The sequence below is a fragment of the Rhizobium sp. NZLR1 genome, assembly GCF_017357385.1.
GTDB lineage: Bacteria > Pseudomonadota > Alphaproteobacteria > Rhizobiales > Rhizobiaceae > Rhizobium.
The window spans coordinates 3,457,635-3,478,198 of record NZ_CP071632.1; the positions used below are offsets into that span (position 1 = coordinate 3,457,635).

Annotated in this window: 15 protein-coding genes and 1 pseudogene; 5 read left to right on the forward strand and 11 right to left on the reverse strand. The window is 57.2% G+C overall.

The annotated features are described in order from the left end of the window. Positions 1 to 1,787: pseudogene (locus J3O30_RS17185) on the reverse strand (type I secretion system permease/ATPase). Between the two features lie 503 nt (positions 1,788 to 2,290). After that, the gene (locus tag J3O30_RS17190) at positions 2,291 to 3,916 is read right to left on the reverse strand and encodes a right-handed parallel beta-helix repeat-containing protein (RefSeq protein WP_207581457.1); all 1,626 of its coding nucleotides are present in this window, start codon (positions 3,914 to 3,916) and stop codon (positions 2,291 to 2,293) included. 687 nt (positions 3,917 to 4,603) lie between these two features. On the opposite strand from J3O30_RS17190, the gene J3O30_RS17195 reads away from it, so the two are divergent. Continuing rightward, on the forward strand, positions 4,604 to 5,314 hold the full coding sequence (locus tag J3O30_RS17195; RefSeq protein WP_207581458.1) for an Ig-like domain-containing protein: 711 nt from the start codon (positions 4,604 to 4,606) through the stop codon (positions 5,312 to 5,314). 104 nt (positions 5,315 to 5,418) lie between these two features. Here J3O30_RS17195 and J3O30_RS17200 read toward each other — a convergent pair whose 3' ends face one another. From J3O30_RS17200 to J3O30_RS17220, 5 genes are all read right to left on the reverse strand, one after another. Continuing rightward, a complete protein-coding gene (locus tag J3O30_RS17200; protein ID WP_207581459.1) occupies positions 5,419 to 6,123 on the reverse strand; it encodes a hypothetical protein in 705 nt (234 codons plus the stop codon). Beyond that, positions 6,123 to 8,399: a polysaccharide biosynthesis tyrosine autokinase gene (locus J3O30_RS17205; protein WP_207581460.1), complete on the reverse strand. Its 2,277-nt coding sequence runs from the start codon at positions 8,397 to 8,399 to the stop codon at positions 6,123 to 6,125. The genes J3O30_RS17200 and J3O30_RS17205 overlap by 1 nt, the downstream gene beginning before the upstream one ends. A gap of 51 nt (positions 8,400 to 8,450) precedes the next feature. Continuing rightward, the gene (locus J3O30_RS17210) at positions 8,451 to 9,161 is read right to left on the reverse strand and encodes a sugar transporter (RefSeq protein ID WP_207581461.1); all 711 of its coding nucleotides are present in this window, start codon (positions 9,159 to 9,161) and stop codon (positions 8,451 to 8,453) included. 77 nt (positions 9,162 to 9,238) lie between these two features. After that, positions 9,239 to 10,450, reverse strand: coding sequence for a polysaccharide biosynthesis/export family protein (locus tag J3O30_RS17215; protein ID WP_164014128.1), 1,212 nt, complete (start codon positions 10,448 to 10,450; stop codon positions 9,239 to 9,241). A 298-nt stretch (positions 10,451 to 10,748) separates the two neighbouring features. After that, positions 10,749 to 12,155 (reverse strand): O-antigen ligase family protein, encoded by a 1,407-nt coding sequence (locus J3O30_RS17220; protein ID WP_207584358.1) that lies wholly within the window; start codon positions 12,153 to 12,155, stop codon positions 10,749 to 10,751. Positions 12,156 to 12,459: 304 nt separating this feature from the next. Here J3O30_RS17220 and J3O30_RS17225 point away from each other — a divergent pair, with 304 nt between their 5' ends. Both J3O30_RS17225 and J3O30_RS17230 read left to right on the forward strand, forming a co-directional pair. Continuing rightward, positions 12,460 to 13,059, forward strand: a complete 600-nt coding sequence (locus J3O30_RS17225; RefSeq protein WP_207581462.1) for a transglutaminase-like cysteine peptidase — start codon at positions 12,460 to 12,462, stop codon at positions 13,057 to 13,059. A gap of 269 nt (positions 13,060 to 13,328) precedes the next feature. Next, entirely contained in the window at positions 13,329 to 14,657 is a 1,329-nt protein-coding gene (locus J3O30_RS17230; protein ID WP_207581463.1) for a UDP-glucose/GDP-mannose dehydrogenase family protein, read from the forward strand. Between the two features lie 111 nt (positions 14,658 to 14,768). Here J3O30_RS17230 and J3O30_RS17235 read toward each other — a convergent pair whose 3' ends face one another. Then, positions 14,769 to 15,563 carry a metallophosphoesterase gene (locus tag J3O30_RS17235; protein WP_207581464.1) on the reverse strand — a complete coding sequence of 265 codons (795 nt, stop codon included), beginning with the start codon at positions 15,561 to 15,563 and terminating at the stop codon, positions 14,769 to 14,771. Positions 15,564 to 16,227: 664 nt separating this feature from the next. Here J3O30_RS17235 and J3O30_RS17240 point away from each other — a divergent pair. After that, positions 16,228 to 16,431, forward strand: coding sequence for a KTSC domain-containing protein (locus tag J3O30_RS17240; RefSeq protein ID WP_007630795.1), 204 nt, complete (start codon positions 16,228 to 16,230; stop codon positions 16,429 to 16,431). An 81-nt stretch (positions 16,432 to 16,512) separates the two neighbouring features. Here J3O30_RS17240 and J3O30_RS17245 read toward each other — a convergent pair whose 3' ends face one another. From J3O30_RS17245 to ung, 3 genes are all read right to left on the reverse strand, one after another. Continuing rightward, positions 16,513 to 17,118, reverse strand: coding sequence for an alpha/beta hydrolase (locus J3O30_RS17245; protein WP_207581465.1), 606 nt, complete (start codon positions 17,116 to 17,118; stop codon positions 16,513 to 16,515). A gap of 11 nt (positions 17,119 to 17,129) precedes the next feature. Next, on the reverse strand, positions 17,130 to 18,062 hold the full coding sequence (locus tag J3O30_RS17250; protein WP_207581466.1) for a VOC family protein: 933 nt from the start codon (positions 18,060 to 18,062) through the stop codon (positions 17,130 to 17,132). Between the two features lie 130 nt (positions 18,063 to 18,192). After that, positions 18,193 to 18,900 (reverse strand): uracil-DNA glycosylase, encoded by a 708-nt coding sequence (gene ung / locus J3O30_RS17255; protein WP_207581467.1) that lies wholly within the window; start codon positions 18,898 to 18,900, stop codon positions 18,193 to 18,195. A gap of 236 nt (positions 18,901 to 19,136) precedes the next feature. On the opposite strand from ung, the gene J3O30_RS17260 reads away from it, so the two are divergent. Beyond that, the gene (locus J3O30_RS17260) at positions 19,137 to 20,561 is read left to right on the forward strand and encodes a phosphomannomutase (RefSeq protein WP_207581468.1); all 1,425 of its coding nucleotides are present in this window, start codon (positions 19,137 to 19,139) and stop codon (positions 20,559 to 20,561) included. The last annotated feature ends 3 nt before the right edge of the window (positions 20,562 to 20,564 follow it).

Here is a 20,564-nt window from a genome sequence, read left to right on the forward strand (position 1 = left end):
CTATTCGGCCGCATTCATGCCGTCGACCACGACTTTGAGCTGAGCCACACGCTCGGCAATCGGTGTACGCGCTGCTTCAATCGGTGTGCGCGCTGCTTCCGGTCGGCTGACCCGTGCCAGAACTTCCTCCTTGGGACCGAATGCGATCATCCGGCCGTCCTGCATCATCAACACGAAGTCGCACACGGCCAGAACGCCGGATCGATGTGCGATGACAACGACGATGCCGCCGCGTGCGCGCACGCTCATGATCGCGGCACTCAGTGCCCGTTCGCCTTCTTCATCGAGATTGGAGTTCGGTTCGTCGAGCACGACGAGGAAGGGGTCCGCGTAAAGCGCTCTTGCCAGTGCGATACGCTGTCTCTGGCCGGCCGAAAGCGCTGCCCCCCTTCACCGATTTCGGTTTCGTAACCATTCGGCAGACGAAGAATGAGATCGTGAACACGCGCCGCCCTCGCCGCGGCAACCACGGTCTCAGGCGACATATCCTTCGCGAAACGGCAGATATTCTGCGCGACGGTCCCCGAGAACAGTTCGACGTCCTGCGGCAGATAACCAATGTGCCGGCCAAGCGCGTCACCATCCCACTGGTCGAGTGCTGCGCCATCGAGGCGGATGGATCCCCTGGCGGTCGGCCAGATGCCCATCATCGCCCGCGCCAAAGATGACTTGCCCGAGGCGCTGAAACCGATAACCCCAAGTGCGCTTCCTGCTCTCAGCCCGAAGCTGACATCGGAAATCACCAAGCGTTGGCCAGCCGGCGGCCCGCTTGCCAGTCCCTCCACCGTAACCTGCTTGGAAGGCGCCGCAAGCGCGAGGGGGGCTGGAATTTCCGGAATGGTTTTCAGCAGGTTCGCAAGCCGCCCCCAGCTTTGCTGGGCGGAAACGAACCCGCGCCAATTTCCGATCGCTGCTTCCACAGGAGCCAGCGCGCGAGATGTCAGAATGGAGCCCGCGATGATGATGCCTGAAGAGGCCTGTCCTTGAATGACCAGGATCGCGCCGGTCGCAAGCGTTCCCGATTGCAAGGCGATACGGAAAATCTTCGAAAGGGTCGCATATCCGTTGCCGACATCCGATGCTTGCCGGTTGATGCCCCGGTATTCCCCGTTCTTGCGTTCCCAGATTTCAGCCATGGTGCCCGCCATGCCCATTGCGTGAATGACCTCGGAATTGCGGATCGAGGTCTGCGCAAACGCATTTCGCATATTGGCGGCGTCGGACTGCCGTTTTGAAACCGTACGCGTTCCCTGGTTGGTCAAGAACGTCAAGATGGCCAGAACCAGAGATCCACCAATCGCGATATATCCGATCGCTGGATGAAACAGGAAGCAGATGACGATATAGAAGGGAAGCCAGGGCAGATCGAACATCGCCGTCGGGCCCATGCCGGACAGGAAGGTTCTGATCTGGTCGAAGTCGCGCAACGGCTGAAGCCCGTCCCCGCCGATTTTGACCTTCAACGGCGCCTTGATGAGCGCCCGGAACACACGTCCATTCATCATCTCGTCGAGCGCACCGGCAACACGCACGAGCATTCTGCTTCTGAGAACTTCGAACGCTCCCTGGAAGGCGTAAAGAGTTAACGCAAGTATTGCCAAGGCAGTCAGCGTCGGTATGCTTTTGCTTGGGATGACTCTGTCATACACCTCAAGCATAAAAAATGAACTTGTAAGATAAAGGATATTGATAAGCGCGCTAGCTATGCCAATGAAGATAAGCCCCCCTTTGCACTTCCGTAAAGCTTGGGATGGCTCGCTGACATCGGTTGCCGAACTCTGAAACACGAAATATTCCTCTCATACCGCATGGCACACAACCCCAAAAGGCGAGCGTGCACTGCAGCTACGGGTCCATCAAAACCCGATCAATGACATGACTGCCTTTGGACCCTCGGCACCGGTGCCAAATTCCGCTTGCAAGTCCACAGCCTATTATATGAATCCCACCGAAAAGTGACCAACAAAAAAACCAATTGATAGCGCGTGATTTCAGGGGTTCTACGTTAAAGCTACGCTAAATATACCGGCCTAAGCAAGTGAAAATCGCAAACCGCCCAATTACGGCTCAAAGCGATGACCGTGTCGCGCGCCATAAACACGATGCTTACTGTTGTATTAACTATAAATTTAAACTATAGTTCGCTCTGCTTATGAACGGCTGAAATATTTTTCCAGCGTTCCTTTAGTCCATTCCGATAGCCGGCAGCAATTCATGATCGAACGTTGAAGCCGGAAAACGTCAGTCGGACGATGACAACCGTCCGACGCTCTCTCAGCGTTGGCCTGCCTCAGATCAGCAGGTGCGCGGCTTGGCTGGAATGGAATGCATCGACATTGATGGACACACCGAGCGAGTCCGTGTCGATGTGCGAAGCGCCGTCAGAAATTTTGTACTGGAAGGTTTCGCTGACGTTGCCGCTGAGGCCGGCGAGTTTCGTCACGTCTACTGTATAGGTATAGTCGCCATCGCTCTCGAGATGGATGACCCCATATTTCCCGGTCAGCGTCAGGCCATGCTTATCTACTGCGCTGTCACCGAAGCGGCGGAGCAGCACGATTCCGTTAAGAGCATTGTCGTTATCAAGAAGATTGCCGTGATAAGCGCTGCCAGTATCGGTCGAAATCTTCAAGTTGTCATGGACTGCGACAATTTTCGGCGCGGCGACTGCAGGTACGGTCGCGACCGTCGTTTCCGTCGCAGGCGCCGGGGTGCTATGTTGCGGCGGCGCGGCCACTTCCGCAGGGTGATCGACCACCGGTTCAGCAGGCGCCTGCTCGTGGTTCGACGACGTACCACCATCCGTGCTGCCGGCGGCGCTGTCGACCTCGGCCTGTGCTTGCTCGAACGTCTTGTTCTCACCAACAAAGAACGTGTTTTGCGCGGCGATTGCGGCCGGCATCGTCAGCGTCAATACGTCGCTATCTATAATATTATCATGGAAGGAGCCCGACGCAGGCCGGTCGACCTTAAGTGCCGCGGAGGACAGATCGTCAAAAACGTTGTCATGAACATCGATATTCTCGCGAATATAGACGGGGTTGCCGGCGGCGCTGACCAGAACCCCATAAACCCCGCCATGGATATAATTTCCGCTGATGTCATAGTTTTTCGCATCGCCCTGATCGCCAAGGCCGATGCCATAGGACCAACTGTAGCCGCCATATCCCGAGATGTTGTTATCGTGGATGGCTATATTGGTGCCCGCCTGAGCACTCAAGCCGAAGCCGCCGCCGATGAGCGTGTTGCCCTCGACCAGGGCATCCTGAGCTCGGATCAGCACCAGGACACCTTTGGCGCTGTTGGTTTGCGTCTGCTCCAGATGATTGTCCTTGACGAGAATGTTGCTGCTGTCGTTGAGCTGAATGGCGTCTGCCGCGCTTCCCTGGGCGTTGGTGACGGTGTTGTTGATCAAGGTGACGCCGTTGACCTTCTCCATCCAAATCCCATCGGAATGGACACCGGTCAGCGTGCTGTTCTCGATGGTGATGTTCTGGCTGCTTTGGAAACTGACGGATCCGGGCTTTCCGGCAAGGCCCGTATTCGTCACCTCGACGTTCCGCACGACCCAGTTGGACACGTTCCCTGCATATATCGCGTTCGCCCCAGTATCGGCGATCTTGATATTCTCGATAACGATATTCGAGGCCTTGGAACCATGGATGCCATCATTGCTGCTGTGAATGACCGGTGCGTCGCCAAGACCGTAGCTGCCAATCGTGATCGGAGCCGTGACGCTTCCGGAGTATTTCAAATCGAATTGTTCATTGAACACGCTTCCGGCAGCAAGCAGCACGCTGTCGCCGGGGTTCAGCCTCAGTGACTCGACGGCGGACAATGTCGCGAAAGCCGAATTCTCCGTGGTTCCGCTATTGTGGTCGGATCCTGTCGCTGAATTCACGTAGTAGACGGTCATGCTCTGATCTCCCGGAGGTAATGGAAATCTTCTAAGCCCGCCTCTCTCTCCGTCAGCTAAAATGAAACACTAAAATTCTTTCTATCTGTCGATATTCTTGATCGCAGGGGGTACTTTCTTCGTCTTCAAGGTAATTTTTCATGGCGCCAAAGTTGTAACGCACAAAAGATATGTATTTTTACTAGAATGTCAGTTCGATAGCAGTCCATTTTGCGTAACCGGCGGATTGCTGTGATCATGCCGCCACAACTGCGAAGGTTCTCCCTCAGCGTATCCTACAATGGAAATGACAGTGATGAACTTAATATGATGTGAGATGGGTATCGAGACTACACGGCAAAATCATCAAAAGAGATTGGTAGCCCAATGTGATTATTTGACAATTTCATCGACATGGAAGTGAATATCTGTATTCCCATTGATTGCCTCAGAATAAAATTCCTTACATTCTGAAGAAATATATGCAGCCGTCCGTTACACTGCGTATTCACTTATTATTAATGCACTAAGCTGCCAGTGTTTCATCCTATTACCCCGATTGTAGGTGTGCCATTATTGCATATAAGGCGCTCTAATGTTCATATCATGTTAATCTCAGCCTTGACTCTGTGTATTAACATATCCTTAATCCTACCCGTCGCTAAGGTTAAAATTGGCCAGCGAAGATCAATTCAAGGAGAGACAACAATGGCTATTCACGCAACCGACGATACTGCAACATTTCTGGAAACCGACGTCATCTCGGGAAACTTGCTGAGCAACGATTCATCTGACAACGGCCACCTATTCCTTCGCGCATTCGACCAGCAGAGCGTTGGCGCCAAGCAGGGCAACAGCCAGGTTACTGAAATCCAGGGCGACTACGGCACCTTCTTCGTCAAACCGGACGGCAGCTACACCTATGTTCTGAGCGCTGCTGCGAAGGTCAACTTCACCAATGGTGAATTGCTCCAGGAAAAGGTCTCGTACAAGATCTCCGACGGCAGCGGTCATACCGATGTCGGCCTATTCACCCTGAATATTCAGGGCGTCACTCAGGTCAAGCCGATCGCTGTCGACGACCATTACAGCTTCAACGAAGGCAGCCCGATCGGCGGCAATGCGCTCGACAACGACATTCCCGGCGACAATGGACATCTCTTCCTCCGTCAGTTCGCCGGCACGAACGTCAACGGCAACCCGAGCGCAACCACCGACGTCGCCGGCACCTATGGTACGTTCCATGTCAAGGCCGACGGCTCATTCACCTATGATCTGGCAGCAGATATCGCACCGGGCGATCACGTCACAGAAACCATCCAGTATTATAAGATCTCCGACGGCCAAGGTCACACGGATGCCGGTATTTTGACGCTCAATATTACGGGCACGGATTTTGTCTCAGGCGCCACCGTCTGATCAATAGCCAATCAATCGACAACGCCCGCCGCCCGAGCGTCGCGGCGAGCGTTGAACAACGGACGTTGTGACCCCCGGAGCCTTCGGCAGAAAAACGCTGATGATTATTTGCTGCAGCGCTGCCGGAATCGCGCTGTCGCTCGGTCCCCAACGCCTGCCCAGGTTCGGTCGAAGATAGGGCGGAGTTGTGGGCTGATGACTTTAATGGTGACGTTGACCCTGCAACGGTCGCCAAGTTTCAGCATCGTCGTGAGATCGCTATCGAGCGCAGTCTTTGCCGCTGAAAGCGTTGCGTCAGTAAAATCGTTCCAGAAATAAAACCGGGTCAAAATCATCGACTCGTCGTGGGGCGCGAGAGCAACCGAACGCTTCATCATTCCGGCAATCGAAAGCGGCTCTTCCGCAATCACAGACTGGACGGCCGCGAGACGAAGCCAAAAATTGCTGTTCGTCGGCATGCACGAAACCGCATGCTGTAGAAAGTGACGGGCACCCGATGCGGCCGCAGCCCAGGCGTCGTAATCGACATCGATATTCTGCCGATCGAGTTGCGCCAAGACGAGAGTAACGCCAGGAGCCACGATGTCGGATCGGCAATAATGCCCGTCAACCATGGCGACGGTCCGCGCCGCGTATTTGGCGGTGACGTCATTCGCGACCGTGTCGCCACGCTCGATCCTTTCCGCGACGATCGAGATGCTGGCCGTTCTTATCGAAGCGTACAGCTCTCGACCGGCGAACATCGCAAAGGCGACGGCGACGACAACGAAAACAATCCTAGTAACCGAAACGAACTGACCGCGAAGCATCAGCTTTCAGTGTAGTATCGCGAGTACCGCTTATAATAATACTCGCTAGAGCCGAATGTGCGATAAAGCTTCATCTGCGACGGGTCGACCTTGGTCAATATCGCACCGACGCATTTCGCATAGAGCTCCGGCTCGGACAGCAGGGTGGACTGCACGACCTTACGCGATGTTTTCCCCCACTCGATAACGAAAACCACTGCATCGAGCTTGGAGTTGATGGCGCGCGCATCCACAACAGGCGCCAAAGGCGGCAGGTCGACAATAATGTAGTCGAAGCTTTGACGCGCCATTTCGAGAAGTTGATCCATGCCGCGTGAGGCGAGCAGCTCCGAGGAATGCGGGACACGATACCTTGCAACCGTCGGCAGAAATGCAAGCTTCGTTCTGGGATCGAGAAGGATCAGATCCTTGAGAGGACGGCCATCGACGATCGCCTCGAGCAAGCCGGCCTCGGCATGACGGCCGATTGCCCGGGTCGAACCGGGATTGCGCATGTCGCCGTCGATAAGCAGGCAACGGGCGCCCTGCATTGCCAGAAGCTTGGCAAAATTGATGGATGTCGTCGACTTCCCCTCTCCGGGCAGGCTCGACACCACGCCTATGACCTTGCAGCGCTGATCGGCCGCACTGAGGTCGATCGCGATCTTGGCACTCCGAAGCGTCTCGGCAAACGCTGAGAGCGGGTGCTCCTCGACATAGGTCGTGGTCTTGCTACCCCTGGCGATGCTTCGCGGATTGCTTGGATCGACGAGGGACGGATCATCGACGTTATCGTCAACCAGCGGCATGACGCCAAGCGACTCGACATCGAGTACTTCCTTGATGTCATCGCCGGTACGGAAGAACCGATCCCGGAATTCCCGGAAAGCGCCTATACCGCTTCCGACCGCACATCCGAGGAACATCGCAAAAGCGACGACGAGGGCTCTCTTCGGTGCACTCGGCTTCGTTGGGGTTTCCGCCATCGTGATGATGCGGGCAGCCGTAATCGGGAAGCTCTGCTGCTGAATTGCTTCTTGGTAGCGCGTCAGGAAGCTCTGATAGAGATTCTTGTAGGTATCGCGCGTGCGCTCGAGTTCGCGAACCTGCACCTGCGTTTCGCCGGCCGTCGCAGCAACGCCCGTCGCCTGCGTCACACTGTCACGCAAGGAATTTTCCCGCGACTTCGCGACCTGCAGCTCGCTTTGGTAGCTCTCGGCGATGCGGTTCAACTCATCGAACATGAGTCTCTTATATTCTTCCATCTCCGCACGAAGCCGAACCGCCTGGACGTGATCGGGACCGAGCCGCGCCTCAATTTCGGTTTCGAGCTTGGAAGCCTCCAGATATTTCTTGCGCAGCTCGTTCGAAATGGAGCTGTCGAGCACATCCGTGACGATCGCATCGGTCTGCTTGGCGTCGATGATCGATTTGACGCGCGCATATTTTGCCTCGGCCTTCGCCGTCTCGGCCTGGGCATTGATCAATTGCGTGTTTATCTCGGAAAGCTGCTGCTCGCTGATCAGCGTGCCGGATCCGGCCTCGACAAGCCCATGCTCGCTGCGGAATTTCTGAACCGCAAGGTCGGTGTCCAGCGCCTGCTGCCGGAGTTCCTCGATACGCTCCTGCAGCCATTGGCCGGCGCGGCGTGTCGCCTCATATTTCGAATTGAGTTTATCGACCAGATAGACGTCGGCAATGGCCGCTGCGATCTGACGAGCCATATCGGGTGACTGCGAGGTATAACTGACATCGAGAACGTAGGATTTGCCGACACGCTCGACATCGATATTGCCGGCCACGGTTTCCGCAGCGTACCGCCGCTGCATTTCGGGATCGGGCGCTACTGCCGCGTCATCGGCAAACCATGATCTGAAATTCACCAGGGATTTCAGCGTTGCGACTGAAAACAGCGAATTCCGCTGTGCATTGAACACCGGATCGTCGACCAGTTTCAGCTTATCGACGACGGCATAGGCGATCGTGTCGGACTTCAACAGCTCGACCTGGCTGAGGACAGTACCTTCGTCATCATCCATCTGGCCGAAAGCCGCCAACTGGTTGATCACCTGGTTGTCGCTGCGGTCGATCAGCACGCTTGTGTCGGCGGTGTAGACCGGCACCGAAGTCAGCACATATACAATGCCGAGAATAGCGAAGGCGAAAGCGCACGCCGCAACCATCCGCCACTGTCGGCGGGCAATCGCGATGAGCTTGTCGAAATCGATGAAGTCAGCTTCGTTTCCCGTATCGCGGGAGGGGTCGATACGTGGCGTAAGTTTATCTGGCGATAGCAATTTCGATCTCCAACTAAGGCGTCAAGCGCCAAGATCTACGGGCAATTCCAGCTATTGTATGACCGGTGTGCTCGGACTGGTCGATCCCGTCGGGTCGGTGGACGACTGCCCTCCCCCATTTACGGTGAGGAATATCCTTGTGGTCGTCGAGGTCGAGGACGAGTTATCTCCGTCACCGGCGTTCGAGACCAGCGAACCGGCAGTCGTCGGGGCGCCATCGAAGGGCGTGCCATCGTCCGATCCAGGACCTGTCTGCCCAATCGACCCCGTATTGCCGATGCCGGCTGCGGCAGACGCACTTCCACCCGGGCCGAGCGCTGCAGTTCCGCCTTCGGCGAGGACCTTCGCAAAGGCGGCGAGCAACGGCGCAAGGTTGGGATCGGCACTTGCCGCATCGGCAACAGCTTTTTCGATCGCCAGCTTGAACTGCGGGTCCGTCACTTGGCAGCTGTTTGCCGCCCGTCCGAGACCGGAGCCGATCGCCGCCATCTGTGCGGCATTGGCCTTCTTGGCCTGCTCGATCACCGGCGACAGAGCGTCGTTGCTGCTGCCGACCAGTGCGCGAACACGCGATGACAGAACCAACGGATCGGACATGTCGAGCAAAATCGCGGGATTAGCCGTGAAACCAGTAACATCGACCGAAGTCAGATTTGCCGGCCCCAGGCAAGCAGCCGCAAAGGCGCTCGACGTCATGCCGGCAAACATCGCGACGACAATTCCGCTATACGCAAGCTTACGATAAACACCTGACCTTGCCATAACATAGTCCTTCATCAAATCCGCTATAAGCCGCCGGCATTGATCACTCGCGATCGATGCCGGCTCGCCTATTTCAATCAATTTCCGAGATCCTCGACCGCGTTGCGGGTATCTTTCGCATCGTCGGCCACGCCGGAAACAGTGGACGATACCGAGTTTACGATGTCAAGGAACTTGACCAGTTCAACAGAGTCCGAATTGGAAATATAGATAATATCCTTGTCTTCCATCTTGAATTGCTGAACGGCAAACAAGGTTGCCGGATCGCGAAGATTCGCGCGGACGATCACCGGAACCGTCTCACCTGCAAATCTCGTCGTGTCCACGTGCATCGCCTGAACCGTTTTCTTTGGAACAAGGCGATAGAGCAGGACCTGAGCCGGATCGGCGCGGTCGTCACGCAGACCGCCCGCCTTGGCGATTGCCTCTCCAAGGGTCAGGTCGGACTCTTCGAAATCGAAGCGGCCGCTGGTGCCTGCGGCGCCGAGCATAAGATAGGTGCGGCGCTCATGGTCGATCGAGATCGTATCATCCGGCGCAACATAGATATTTTCCACCGGATTCTTCAGCAGCGTGCTGTAGGCGACGGTTGCAGTCTTGCCGCGGCGCTGCAGCGTCACATTCGTTTCGATATTGTTGGTCGTCAAACCGCCCGCTGCGGAAATAACGTCGAGAACGCGCTCACCGGCCGGGCTGATCTGGACGCGCTGGGGATTATTGACGTCGCCCAGCACAGCAACCTGGCTGGAGCGACTCGTCGTTGTCGTGATAACCACCTGCGGCTCGATCGCACGGCTCGCCAGACGATCCTCGACGTCCTGTTCCACCGTCTCTTTGAGGCGACCGGCAGCCGGAACCCGACCCGCATAGGGGATTGTGATCGTTCCGTTTCTATCGATGGTCTGCTCAGGCAGAGAGATGTAATTGCCGGGTCGGCTACCAGCATCGGACGGAATGAAGAGACCACCGGACTGAGCTTCGAAGATGGCGACCTGAACGACGTCACCGAAACCGAGTGGAATTTCAGGCGCTCCGCCTCGGCCGCCGCCAAACCCCTTGAACGAAGTCGGCTGAGGAGCGGTAAAATATGTCAGAACGTTCTTGCTGAGATCAATCAGAGCGTAGTCGATGCCGACACGACGCTCCTTCGTTGTCACTTTCACCGCCGCATCTCGATCAACGTCTTTGTGATCGGGACCGGATCTTGGCAACGAGGTGCAGCTTGCCAATATAGTCGTTAGCGCTACAACAATGGCGACGCGTGTACTACCGATACGAGAACAACCCATAGAATAACCTGTGTTGACGCCCCTGAAGCTACTGCCCCGCAATCTGACAAAATACAAGACAATCCCCGATCTATAATCACTGAAAGCCGATTAACATTCTCTAACTGTGGCAAGCTGGCAACGACCAGCACCTCAAGGAAGCGAAAACGGCCCAAGCCCGGCTCTTCTGGCGCCGACAATAATCTAAAGGCTAGACCCGCTATAAAATCTCTTGCGTTTCAGAGTCAACAGCGCGGTACCCGCGCAATTGGCATTTTCGAAAAACCTTCATAAAAAACATCCATTTAAAAGAACAAGCTCATATTGCCGCATCCGCCTCCCCATGGTTGCGCCCAAGGCTTATCGCCACAACCGCACTCAGGAAAGCGGAGAAAAATACGGCGAAACCCGGTATTTGCAGCGAGAAATCGACCGCCGCGTGAAGAGCGACCAAAACCGTCGCCGCCAGGCCGAGAAGAACATAATGCCTGAGGCGCCGCCTTTGAGCGAGCCCTTGCCAGAACACCCTGGCGAGGACAGAGAAGGCAAGGATCGCCGCAATCGGGAACAAGATCCCCAGCCCCAGAAATCCTTCGAGATAGAAATTGTGCGCTCGGTCAAAGATTCCGAAGATTCCGCAGGCCGGATCACGATAGGCAGAAAACACGGTCCGGAAAGTTCCGAGGCCGGTCCCGGTCAACCAATGATCCGAGATGGCGCGCCATATGCCCGGCAGGATGCAGAAACGATCATCATCCTCGAGCCGCCGCTCTTGTGCGCGCAAAATCGCCTGACCCGCAAACACCGTCAGCAGCACGACAACGAAAACGATTGCCGAGAGGAGCTTCAGCATGGAATGCCATCTTGGCGCCGGTCTCAAGTGACGCCTCGAGCCGTTCCAATTGATGACAAGCCACGGAAAATAGATGAGAGCGGCAACAAAGGTCGCAAATATCCCAGCGCGCGAGCGGGTTAACATCAGCGCGGTGAAACACGCGCACAAGAGCAGGACGTAGATCCACGATTTCAAGACAAGAGTGTTTCGGCCTGGCTCGCCGGGCGGGTGGTTTGAATAGGAACGGGCAATGTCTCTGACCAGGGTCAGCATCAGCAGCGTTCCAAGTCCAAGGAAGGTCGCGGCGGTGTTGCGGTTGACGAAGACCGCGGTGAGGCTGTCGAGGTAGGCGTGTTTCTCCACGACAATCAATATGTTGGGAAACAGCGAAAACTGCAGCAGGCCGAAAACAGCAATGCCGCCCGCAGAAAGCCCGAGGAGGGTCAACACTTTCCTCGCGCGCTGATCGGTATCGCATAACAGAAGCCCCGTCAGGAACGTAACGAACGGCAGCGCCACCGAGAGGATCGACGCCAGAGTGTCGGCCGGTTCGACCGAGATTGCCGCGTACTCGACACCTGCCAAGTCACGCGCAGCACTCCAGGCCGGATTTGCCAGCCAGTTGGAAGGCAGTTCGATGGTCTGGATGCACGTCCAGCCTGTCACCACGACGAGCATCAACAGAGCGCTGCTAAAAACCCATCTGCTTTGTCTTGGCTCTTCGACCAGCAGTGCCGAAATGGCACCGAGGGTAAACATGCCGATCGCGGCAAAGGCAAAGGGAAAGGGCGTGACGCTCCCGAACGGAATGAGCGTCAGTATAACGAGACCGATAAAGGCAAAGAGAAGAGCCTCTCGCAAGACCTGCCTGTTGATGAGGTTGGATAACATTCGATCTCTTCGCCAGCGAGCGGCAATGGCAGAATTACAACCAGAGAGGTTAATATACACGTACTAACATAGGTTGCATATCAAGGGCTTGCGTGTTAAAGTGTAACAGAATTTCACATCGTTTAAAATTGTCGCGAAAGACTTAAGCCAATCGAGACAAGCCCCGGCTATGCTCCGTCAAGCAGCAGGAACGGGACAGACGTTCTGCAGTCAATACTTGGCAGATCACTAAATCGCCATGCCATTGACTGAGACAAAAGGCAAGCCTGATCTCAATCGGTTGTCCTGAACGGGGATTTAACAGATGAAGAAAACATTCGTTACACTTCTGGCGCTGGCCTTTACAGCAGGGAATGCCTGTTCGGCATTTGCCGCCGGTCCCGCAGGTTTCGCCCGAGGTTTGAACGGCAATTCGGCGGTCAGCTATATCTCTGAAAAAGGCAAGATCATTCCGCCCTTCGCCCAGGTGTTGTTCTGTGCTCAGAACCCGGCCGAATGCCGAGACAACAACGGTCTTTCGGTCGTCGCGCTCACGGATGAGCAGATGCTGCAGTTGAAGAACGTGAACGGCACCGTCAATCGTACGATGATCGGCCGAAACGATTCCCGCACCGAATTGAACGGCGATGTCTGGAAGGTGAATGTCCGCAGCGGTGACTGCGAAGATTTCGCGCTCACCAAGCGCAGCCGGCTGATCGCGATGGGCTGGTCGTCGCGCGCTTTGCGAATCGCGACCGCATATACACCCTCCGGTGAAGGGCATGCCGTCCTGGTGGTCAGGACCGACAAGGGCGACCTCGTGCTCGACAACAGGCAAAGCAGCATCAAGAACTGGCGGGATACCGATCTGCGCTGGGACAAGATTCAATCGGGAACAGACCCCTATGTCTGGTACCGGCTGTGACAGCGGGCGCAGCAAAATAAACTGAACGCACCTTCTTAGAGATCGAAGTCGAGCCGCTCTGACGAACGGCTCGACTTGTCATATTGCCCACACAAACCTATGTTTTTTGCCATTGACGCGGCCGCCGACAGAAAGCTGCAGCGCCCAGGGTTCGATTTCCGGTGTGGGTATCAAGCGATCTTCGATATTGTCTTTTCGCCCAGATTAAGTATGACGGTCGCCATGCTGCGACGCAGCATGACGTTCTACTCTAATGATTTGAGGGAAATATGCGCATCACGATGATTGGATCAGGCTATGTCGGCCTCGTTTCAGGCGTTTGCTTTGCGGATTTCGGCCACGACGTCATCTGCGTCGACAAGGATCTGAGTAAGATCGAAGCCCTTCGCGACGGCCGCATTCCGATCTTCGAGCCGGGTCTCGAGCAATTGGTCGCCGAAAATACCAGCACTGGCCGCCTGTCGTTTTCGACGGATGTCGGCGAAAGCGTCCGTAGCGCCGATGTCGTGTTTATCGCGGTCGGTACACCATCGCGGCGCGGCGACGGCCACGCGGATCTTTCCTATGTCTACGCCGCTGCGCGCGAGATAGCTGCCTACGTGGAAGGCTTCACCGTTATCGTCACCAAGTCGACGGTGCCGGTCGGCACCGGCGACGAAGTCGAGCGCATCATGCGCGAAACCAACCCTGCGGCGGATGTCGCGGTCGTTTCCAATCCGGAGTTCCTGCGCGAAGGCGCGGCGATCGAAGATTTCAAGCGTCCCGACCGTATCGTCATCGGGCTGAATGACGATCGGGCGCGCGAAACCATGACCGAGGTCTATCGGCCGCTTTACCTCAACCAGGCACCCCTGGTCTTCACCACCCGCCGCACGTCGGAACTGATCAAATATGCGGCCAATGCATTCCTCGCGATGAAGATTACCTTCATCAACGAGATCGCTGATCTGTGCGAGCGGGTCGATGCAAACGTCCAGGACGTTTCGCGCGGCATCGGTCTCGATGGCCGTATCGGCGCCAAGTTCCTGCATGCCGGGCCGGGTTACGGCGGTTCGTGCTTCCCCAAGGATACGCTTGCCCTTGCCAAGACGGCGCAGGATTTCGACGCGCCGGTCCGTCTCATCGAGACGACGATTTCGATCAACGACAACCGCAAACGGGCGATGGGACGCAAGGTCATTTCGGCTGTCGGCGGTGATATTCGCGGCAAGAAGATTGCCATCTTAGGCCTGACCTTCAAGCCGAACACCGACGACATGCGCGACAGCCCGGCGATTGCCGTCATCCAGACCTTGCAGGACGCCGGCGCCCAGGTGGTCGGCTACGATCCTGAGGGCATGGAGAATGCCCGCAAGGTGATCGAGAACATCGAATATGCGAGCGGTCCCTATGAAGCGGCCGCTGGTGCGGATGCGCTCGTCATCGTCACCGAATGGAACCAGTTCCGCGCACTCGATTTCAATCGCCTGAAGCAGTCGATGCGCGCCCCAGTCTTGGTCGACCTGCGCAATATCTACCGCAGCGACGAGGTGCGCAAACACGGCTTTACCTATACGGGCATCGGCACCAATCTCTATCAGGAATCGACAACCGCCTGACAGGCTCTGATGAACCGGTAATTGTCCTGACGCCGCGGAGCAAAATCCCGCGGCGTTTGGTTTTTGGAGTACCGCGCCGAAACCCTGAACGGTCGGGTCACGCCTGCAGATCTAATTGAGGATCCCGACCCGCGTCCCTTTTATCGTCAGCACGGTCAGCCGGCCCGTCGCCGAAACTGCGGTGTCGATACCGATTCGCTGCGGGCCGAATGTCGGGATTCGCGCCGGGGTATGCCCATGGATCACGAGGACGGGAAGCTGCGGTCCTTCATCCAGGAAGGGCTGACGGATCCACATCAGATCGCTGTCCTTCTGCCTCTTGAGGTCGACGCCCGGTTTGATGCCGGCATGGACGAAGACCACCCTTCCCATCCGCAGCATGATCGGCAGCGATTCCAGGAATTCGATATGCCTCTCGGGGATCATGTGGCGAATGACGCGGGCAATCATTTCGCTTCCGGCCGCCGACTGCAGCAGATGCTCGATATCGATACCGTATGAATGCAACGTCTCCGTCCCGGCAAAACCCAGCCATTCAAGAATGCGCGCCGGTTTGCGATAAAGCTTCACCAGCTCCGCGTCGTGATTGCCGCACAGCGCGAAACGCTGAAATCCCGGCGGCGGGGTCTTGCTCAGGAACTCCAGCACCGCACTCGAATCAGGCCCGCGGTCGACATAATCGCCGAGCAAGACGATAAGTTTCGGCCCCGGAATGCGCGCGGCGTCCTCCTCGATGCGGCGATGCGCCTCGACAAGCTCGTTATAACATCCGTGAACATCGCTCATCGCGTAGACCGCAGCGAAGTCGCCTTCGGCAAACGTCAGCCGAGCGCGTCCTTTGCGGTTAGCGGCCAGTATCGGTATCTGTCGTCGCCACGGCCCGAGATAGTTAAACATGTAACCCATTTATGCGATCCGATAGCACACGAGGCTGTCGGATAAGCTCCATTCCTTACCCATCCCTGCACGGGATGAAGCTCAGTGTTCAAAAAGAAGTAGGCCTGATCACCGCCTCTTGGAAAGAGTAACCGGAACCGGTTGCGATATTACGATATAATCCGTCGCTATTTGCTGCGCCGGCTGAGCCGAGCTGGCGCCTCCATCACTGCCGGACCGTCTCCTCCGCACGGGACACCGCACCTTCGCGTCGAATCAATCCTTACATCGCCACCTTTGCAGATCGGCTTTCCGAGGCACTCGTTCCGCCGCTCACGCGACGCGCCTGCTAGAAACGCCAGTTGTAGTCGGTCATTTTAGAAGGCGTCACGGCTATTATTGCGACAGCATTTTGGTATGCGATGGTTAATTCAGCGTTAAATCAAATTACTGGTTCCGTAAGCGGCTGTGTCAATCACCGGCGCTCCAAGCGAGAGAACTTGTGGCAATCGGATTTCCACAGGCAATGCCTCCTGAAAAGCTGCAAAAATCAACTATAACGAGAGCCAACATAAAAAAATGAACGCTTAAGATTATCATGCTTGACGCTGCCGCGGCGCCGCATGATGATGGCGCATTGCAGCGTGAATGACATCCTTCACCAAATCTCAGATCAAAAACTGCGGGGTGCGAAGTGGAAACTGCGGTTGATTCGAAACTTATCGAGGCGATCACCTACGACGAAGACAGCCGGCATCTACGGGTCTATCTGACAAACGGTCAGAGGCGAGAATATGAAGGCGTCCCCAAGGGCGTCGTCGTCGGCTTGACGATGGCGGAATCCCCGGGAAATTTTTATATGACGGCAATCAGAGGCAAATATCCTCCCCGTCCCTAAGGATCTATCATTCCAGCCGAGATGCGGGACCGGCATTTACCGGCCCCGCAAATCAGCACCACCGAGTGGCGGCACATTCCATCAATAGCCACTGAAGAAATCGCGAACTGCATTGATCTCGAGCGGCGCAATCTCATGGCCGCCGGGATGCCATACCGTCCTGACATCAGCCCCGCGATCTTTCAGATGCTCCGACAGCGCCTCGGTCACGGGGACAGGAGCGATCGGATCCCGCTGGCCGGCCGTCACCAGCACCTTTCTCCCCGCAAGCGTTGCCTGGGCTTCAGGCTGAAACGGAATGAGCGGGTGCATCAGAACCACGGCATCGAAGATACCCTTCTCGATCAGCATATTGGCAAGAATGTTTGCGCCGTTCGAAAAACCCAGGCCGAGAATCTGGGAAGCCTGGTGCTCCTCAGCCAATGAACTAACATAGGTGGCCATCTTCTCCGTCGCTCGTGAAAGGTCGGCCATGTCGTAGACCCCCTCCCCGGTGCGCCGGAAGAACCGCGCCGCGCCATGTTCGGAAACGTCGCCGCGCGGCGAGAGAACCGTCGCTTGGGGCAACAGGCGCCGGCCGAGGTCGAAGAACTGGTTCTCGTCGCCACCGGTGCCGTGCAGCACCAGCAGAATGGGTTTATCAGGTGCACCGGCATGCAGCCGGTGCACATATCCAGCTTCGGTCATATCACCTCTCCTTACGCTTCGAGCGGCTGCAGGTGTTGCTCGAGCAGCGCGCGAAGATGAGCGTGCTGCGGCGGCAGCTTTAGAGCTTCGCCGAGGTGGGCCGTATCCTCATCGCGGTCAAAGCCCGGCTCATTGGTCGCGACCTCGAACAGCACGCCGCCCGGCGTGCGGAAATAGATCGCCCAGAAATAATCGCGGTCGATCACCGGGGTCACCTGATAGCCGGTGTCCATCAGCGCCTTGCGCACTTCGAGCTGCTTCTCGCGATTTTCGACGGCGAAGGCGACGTGGTGGACGGAACCGGCGCCGGGAAGCGCGCGGGCGATGTTCGGCATGGTCTCGAGATCGATGAGATGCGCGCCGTTGCCGTCAGGCTTGATCAGCCGCTTGACACCGTCCCGTTCCTCGACGACCTCGTAGCCCATGAACTTCAGGAGTTCGGCAGTGGCGCCCTCATCCCGCAGGCGCATGGCGACGGAATGGAAGCCGCGAATGGCGTGGTCTTCGCTGATGCCGGCATGTGTCCAGGCTTGACGGGTATCGTCCCTGACCTCGACGAGCGCAAAACCGTCACCGTCGGGGCCGGAAAAATTCAGGCGCTTCTCGCCGAAGCTTTCCTCGGCCTTCAGCCCGCCGATGTTCAACGTGCTGAAACGATCGCTCCAGAAGCCAAGCGAGCCTTGCGGAACGGAAAACACTGTCGTGCCGACCTCCCCTGTGCCCGGACGGCCCTGCGCCATCTTCGGGAATGGGAAATAGGTCATGACAGTGCCCGGCGCACCTGTCTCATCACCATAATAGAGATGATAGACGTCAGGCGCGTCGAAGTTCACTGTCTTCTTGACGCGGCGCAAGCCAAGCGCATTGGTGAAGAACTGGTTGTTGGTATGGGCGTCCTCCGCCATCGCCGTGACGTGGTGCAGACCCCTGATCTGATCGAGCATGTGAGACCCCTTTCTTGCCCGCAGCTCGCGGGCTTTCGATGAGGCTAAGATGCGCGCTCAGGCTCCCTGCGAACAGACCCGTAGAGCAAAACGCATTGTCTTCTTTTAGTGAACGAAGACTACCGCGCGTTCACAGTTCGGTGTCGTGGGGATCGACCGGCAATTGCCAGTCGATCGGCTCGCGTCCCCGCGATTGCAGGAAGCCATTCGCCTTCGAAAAATGCCCGCAGCCGAAAAACCCGCTATGAGCCGAAAGCGGCGAGGGATGCGGCGCCCTGAGCACGAGATGCCGCGTCGTATCCACGAAGGCGGCCTTGCGCTGGGCATAGGAGCCCCAGAGCATGAAGACGACGGATTCGCATTCGTCGTTGATCTTGCGGATGACGGCGTCGGTGAAGCGCTCCCACCCCTTGCCCTGATGGGCCGCCGCCTGCCCTTCCTCGACGGTCAACACGCTGTTCAGCAGCAGCACGCCCTGTCTTGCCCAATGTTCGAGGAAGCCGTGACGCGCCGGCGCTATGCCGAGATCCGTCTTCATCTCCTTGTAGATATTGACGAGGGAAGGCGGGATGCGCACGCCCGGCCGCACGCTGAAGCACAGCCCGTGGGCTTGCCCCTGCCCATGATAGGGGTCTTGGCCGAGAATGACGACCTTGACGTTGGAGATCGGCGTCAGGTCGAGGGCGCGGAAATATTCGCTGCCGCGGGGGAAAATCCGTTTACCGACCTGCTTTTGCGTCACAAGAAAGGATTTGAGTTGCTGCATATAGGGGCTCGAGAACTCCGCCGCCAAGGCGGCCTTCCAGCTCTCTTCGAGACTGACTGACGTATCGCTCATCCAGCAAACCCTTCGCATACGACGAAACAACGGACACACGGTTCTAACAAAATCGATCTACGCTGCAATGCCTGTCCGCTCGGCAATGGGTCTACGCCTTTGGGATAGGCGAGAGAAGATTGCGAGAGGCTGTGCGAGGCACGGTCGTCCGTGTTTAACTATATGACGTCTTCGGTATTTACGCCGGCAGGTGGCCTGAGTAGAACCTTGATCATAAACCGGGGACATGTCTTCAAATGAAATTCGGCACGAGCGGCCTTCGCGGACTTTCAGTGGATCTCAAGGGACGCGCCTCTGCGCTTTATGCGACGGCGTTCGGCAAATATCTGCTGCAGACCGGCAAGGCGCAGGTCGGCGATGCCATTCTGATCGGCCGCGATTTTCGCGATTCGAGCCCCGATATTTCGGGAAATTGTGCCGGCGCACTCGCCGCTCTCGGCTTCCGGGTATTCGACTGCGGCAATGTACCGACACCCGCCCTTGCCCTCTATGGTCTCAAGAGCAATGCTGCATGTCTGATGGTCACCGGTTCGCATATTCCGGCGGACCGCAACGGCATTAAGTTCTATCGCCCGGACGGCGAGATCGACAAGTCGGACGAGGCTGATATCACCGCATTGGCGGCCGAGATCGAACGAACAGGCGAGGCCGTTGCAGAGGCACCGGCCATAAACGAAGATCATGAGGCGATCTGCCGGCAGCTCTTTTTCCAACGCAATGCCGCGCTGCTGCCGCAAGGCGCGCTATCCGGTCTGAAGATCGGCGTCTACCAGCACAGCACCGTCGCCCGCGACCTTCTGGTTGACGTTCTCGCCCATTACGGCGCCGAGATCACCGCTCTCGGGCGTTCGGAGAGTTTCATTCCCGTCGACACCGAAGCCGTTTCCGAGGAGACGGTCACACTGATGAAGCACTGGGTGTCCGAGCATAAATGCGATGCGATCGTCTCGACCGATGGCGACGGTGACCGCCCGCTGGTCACCGACGAAACCGGCACGCCGTTGCGCGGCGACCTTCTCGGCCTTGTCGCAGCCAATTTTCTTGGCGCCAGCACGGTGGTGACACCGGTAACCTCCAATTCCGGCATTGAGGCGGCGGGTTCTTTCGCCGTCAGGCGCACCCGCGTCGGCTCGCCCTTCGTCATCGCAGGCATGGAAGAGGCCGTGGCGGCCGGCGGGGATCATGTCATGGGCTTTGAAGCCAATGGCGGGCTGCTGACTGCAACCCCTTTCGATATCAACGGCCAAAATGTGCGCGCCTTGCCGACGCGCGACTGTTTTATCCCGATGCTCGCGATCCTGTCGCTCGCCGCCGTTCGCCGGCAGCCGCTCTCGGCCATTGCCGCCTCCTATCACCTGCCCTTTGCCGCCGCCGATCGCCTGGAGAATTTTCCGGTGCAGACGAGCGCGGCGCTGATGGAGCATCTGCGCGCCTCCAATGAAAACCTTGCTGCCTTCCTGCAGCCGGTCGGCGAGGTGGCGACGAAATCCGACATCGACGGACTTCGCGTGACGCTGAAAGACGGCAGGATCATGCATTTCCGCCCCTCCGGCAATGCGCCGGAAATGCGCTGCTACGTCGAAGCCGGGAGCGAAACTGCAGCCCTGGATCTGCTGAAGACAGGGCTCACCCAAATAACGAACTGGGCAGACGCCCGCTAAACA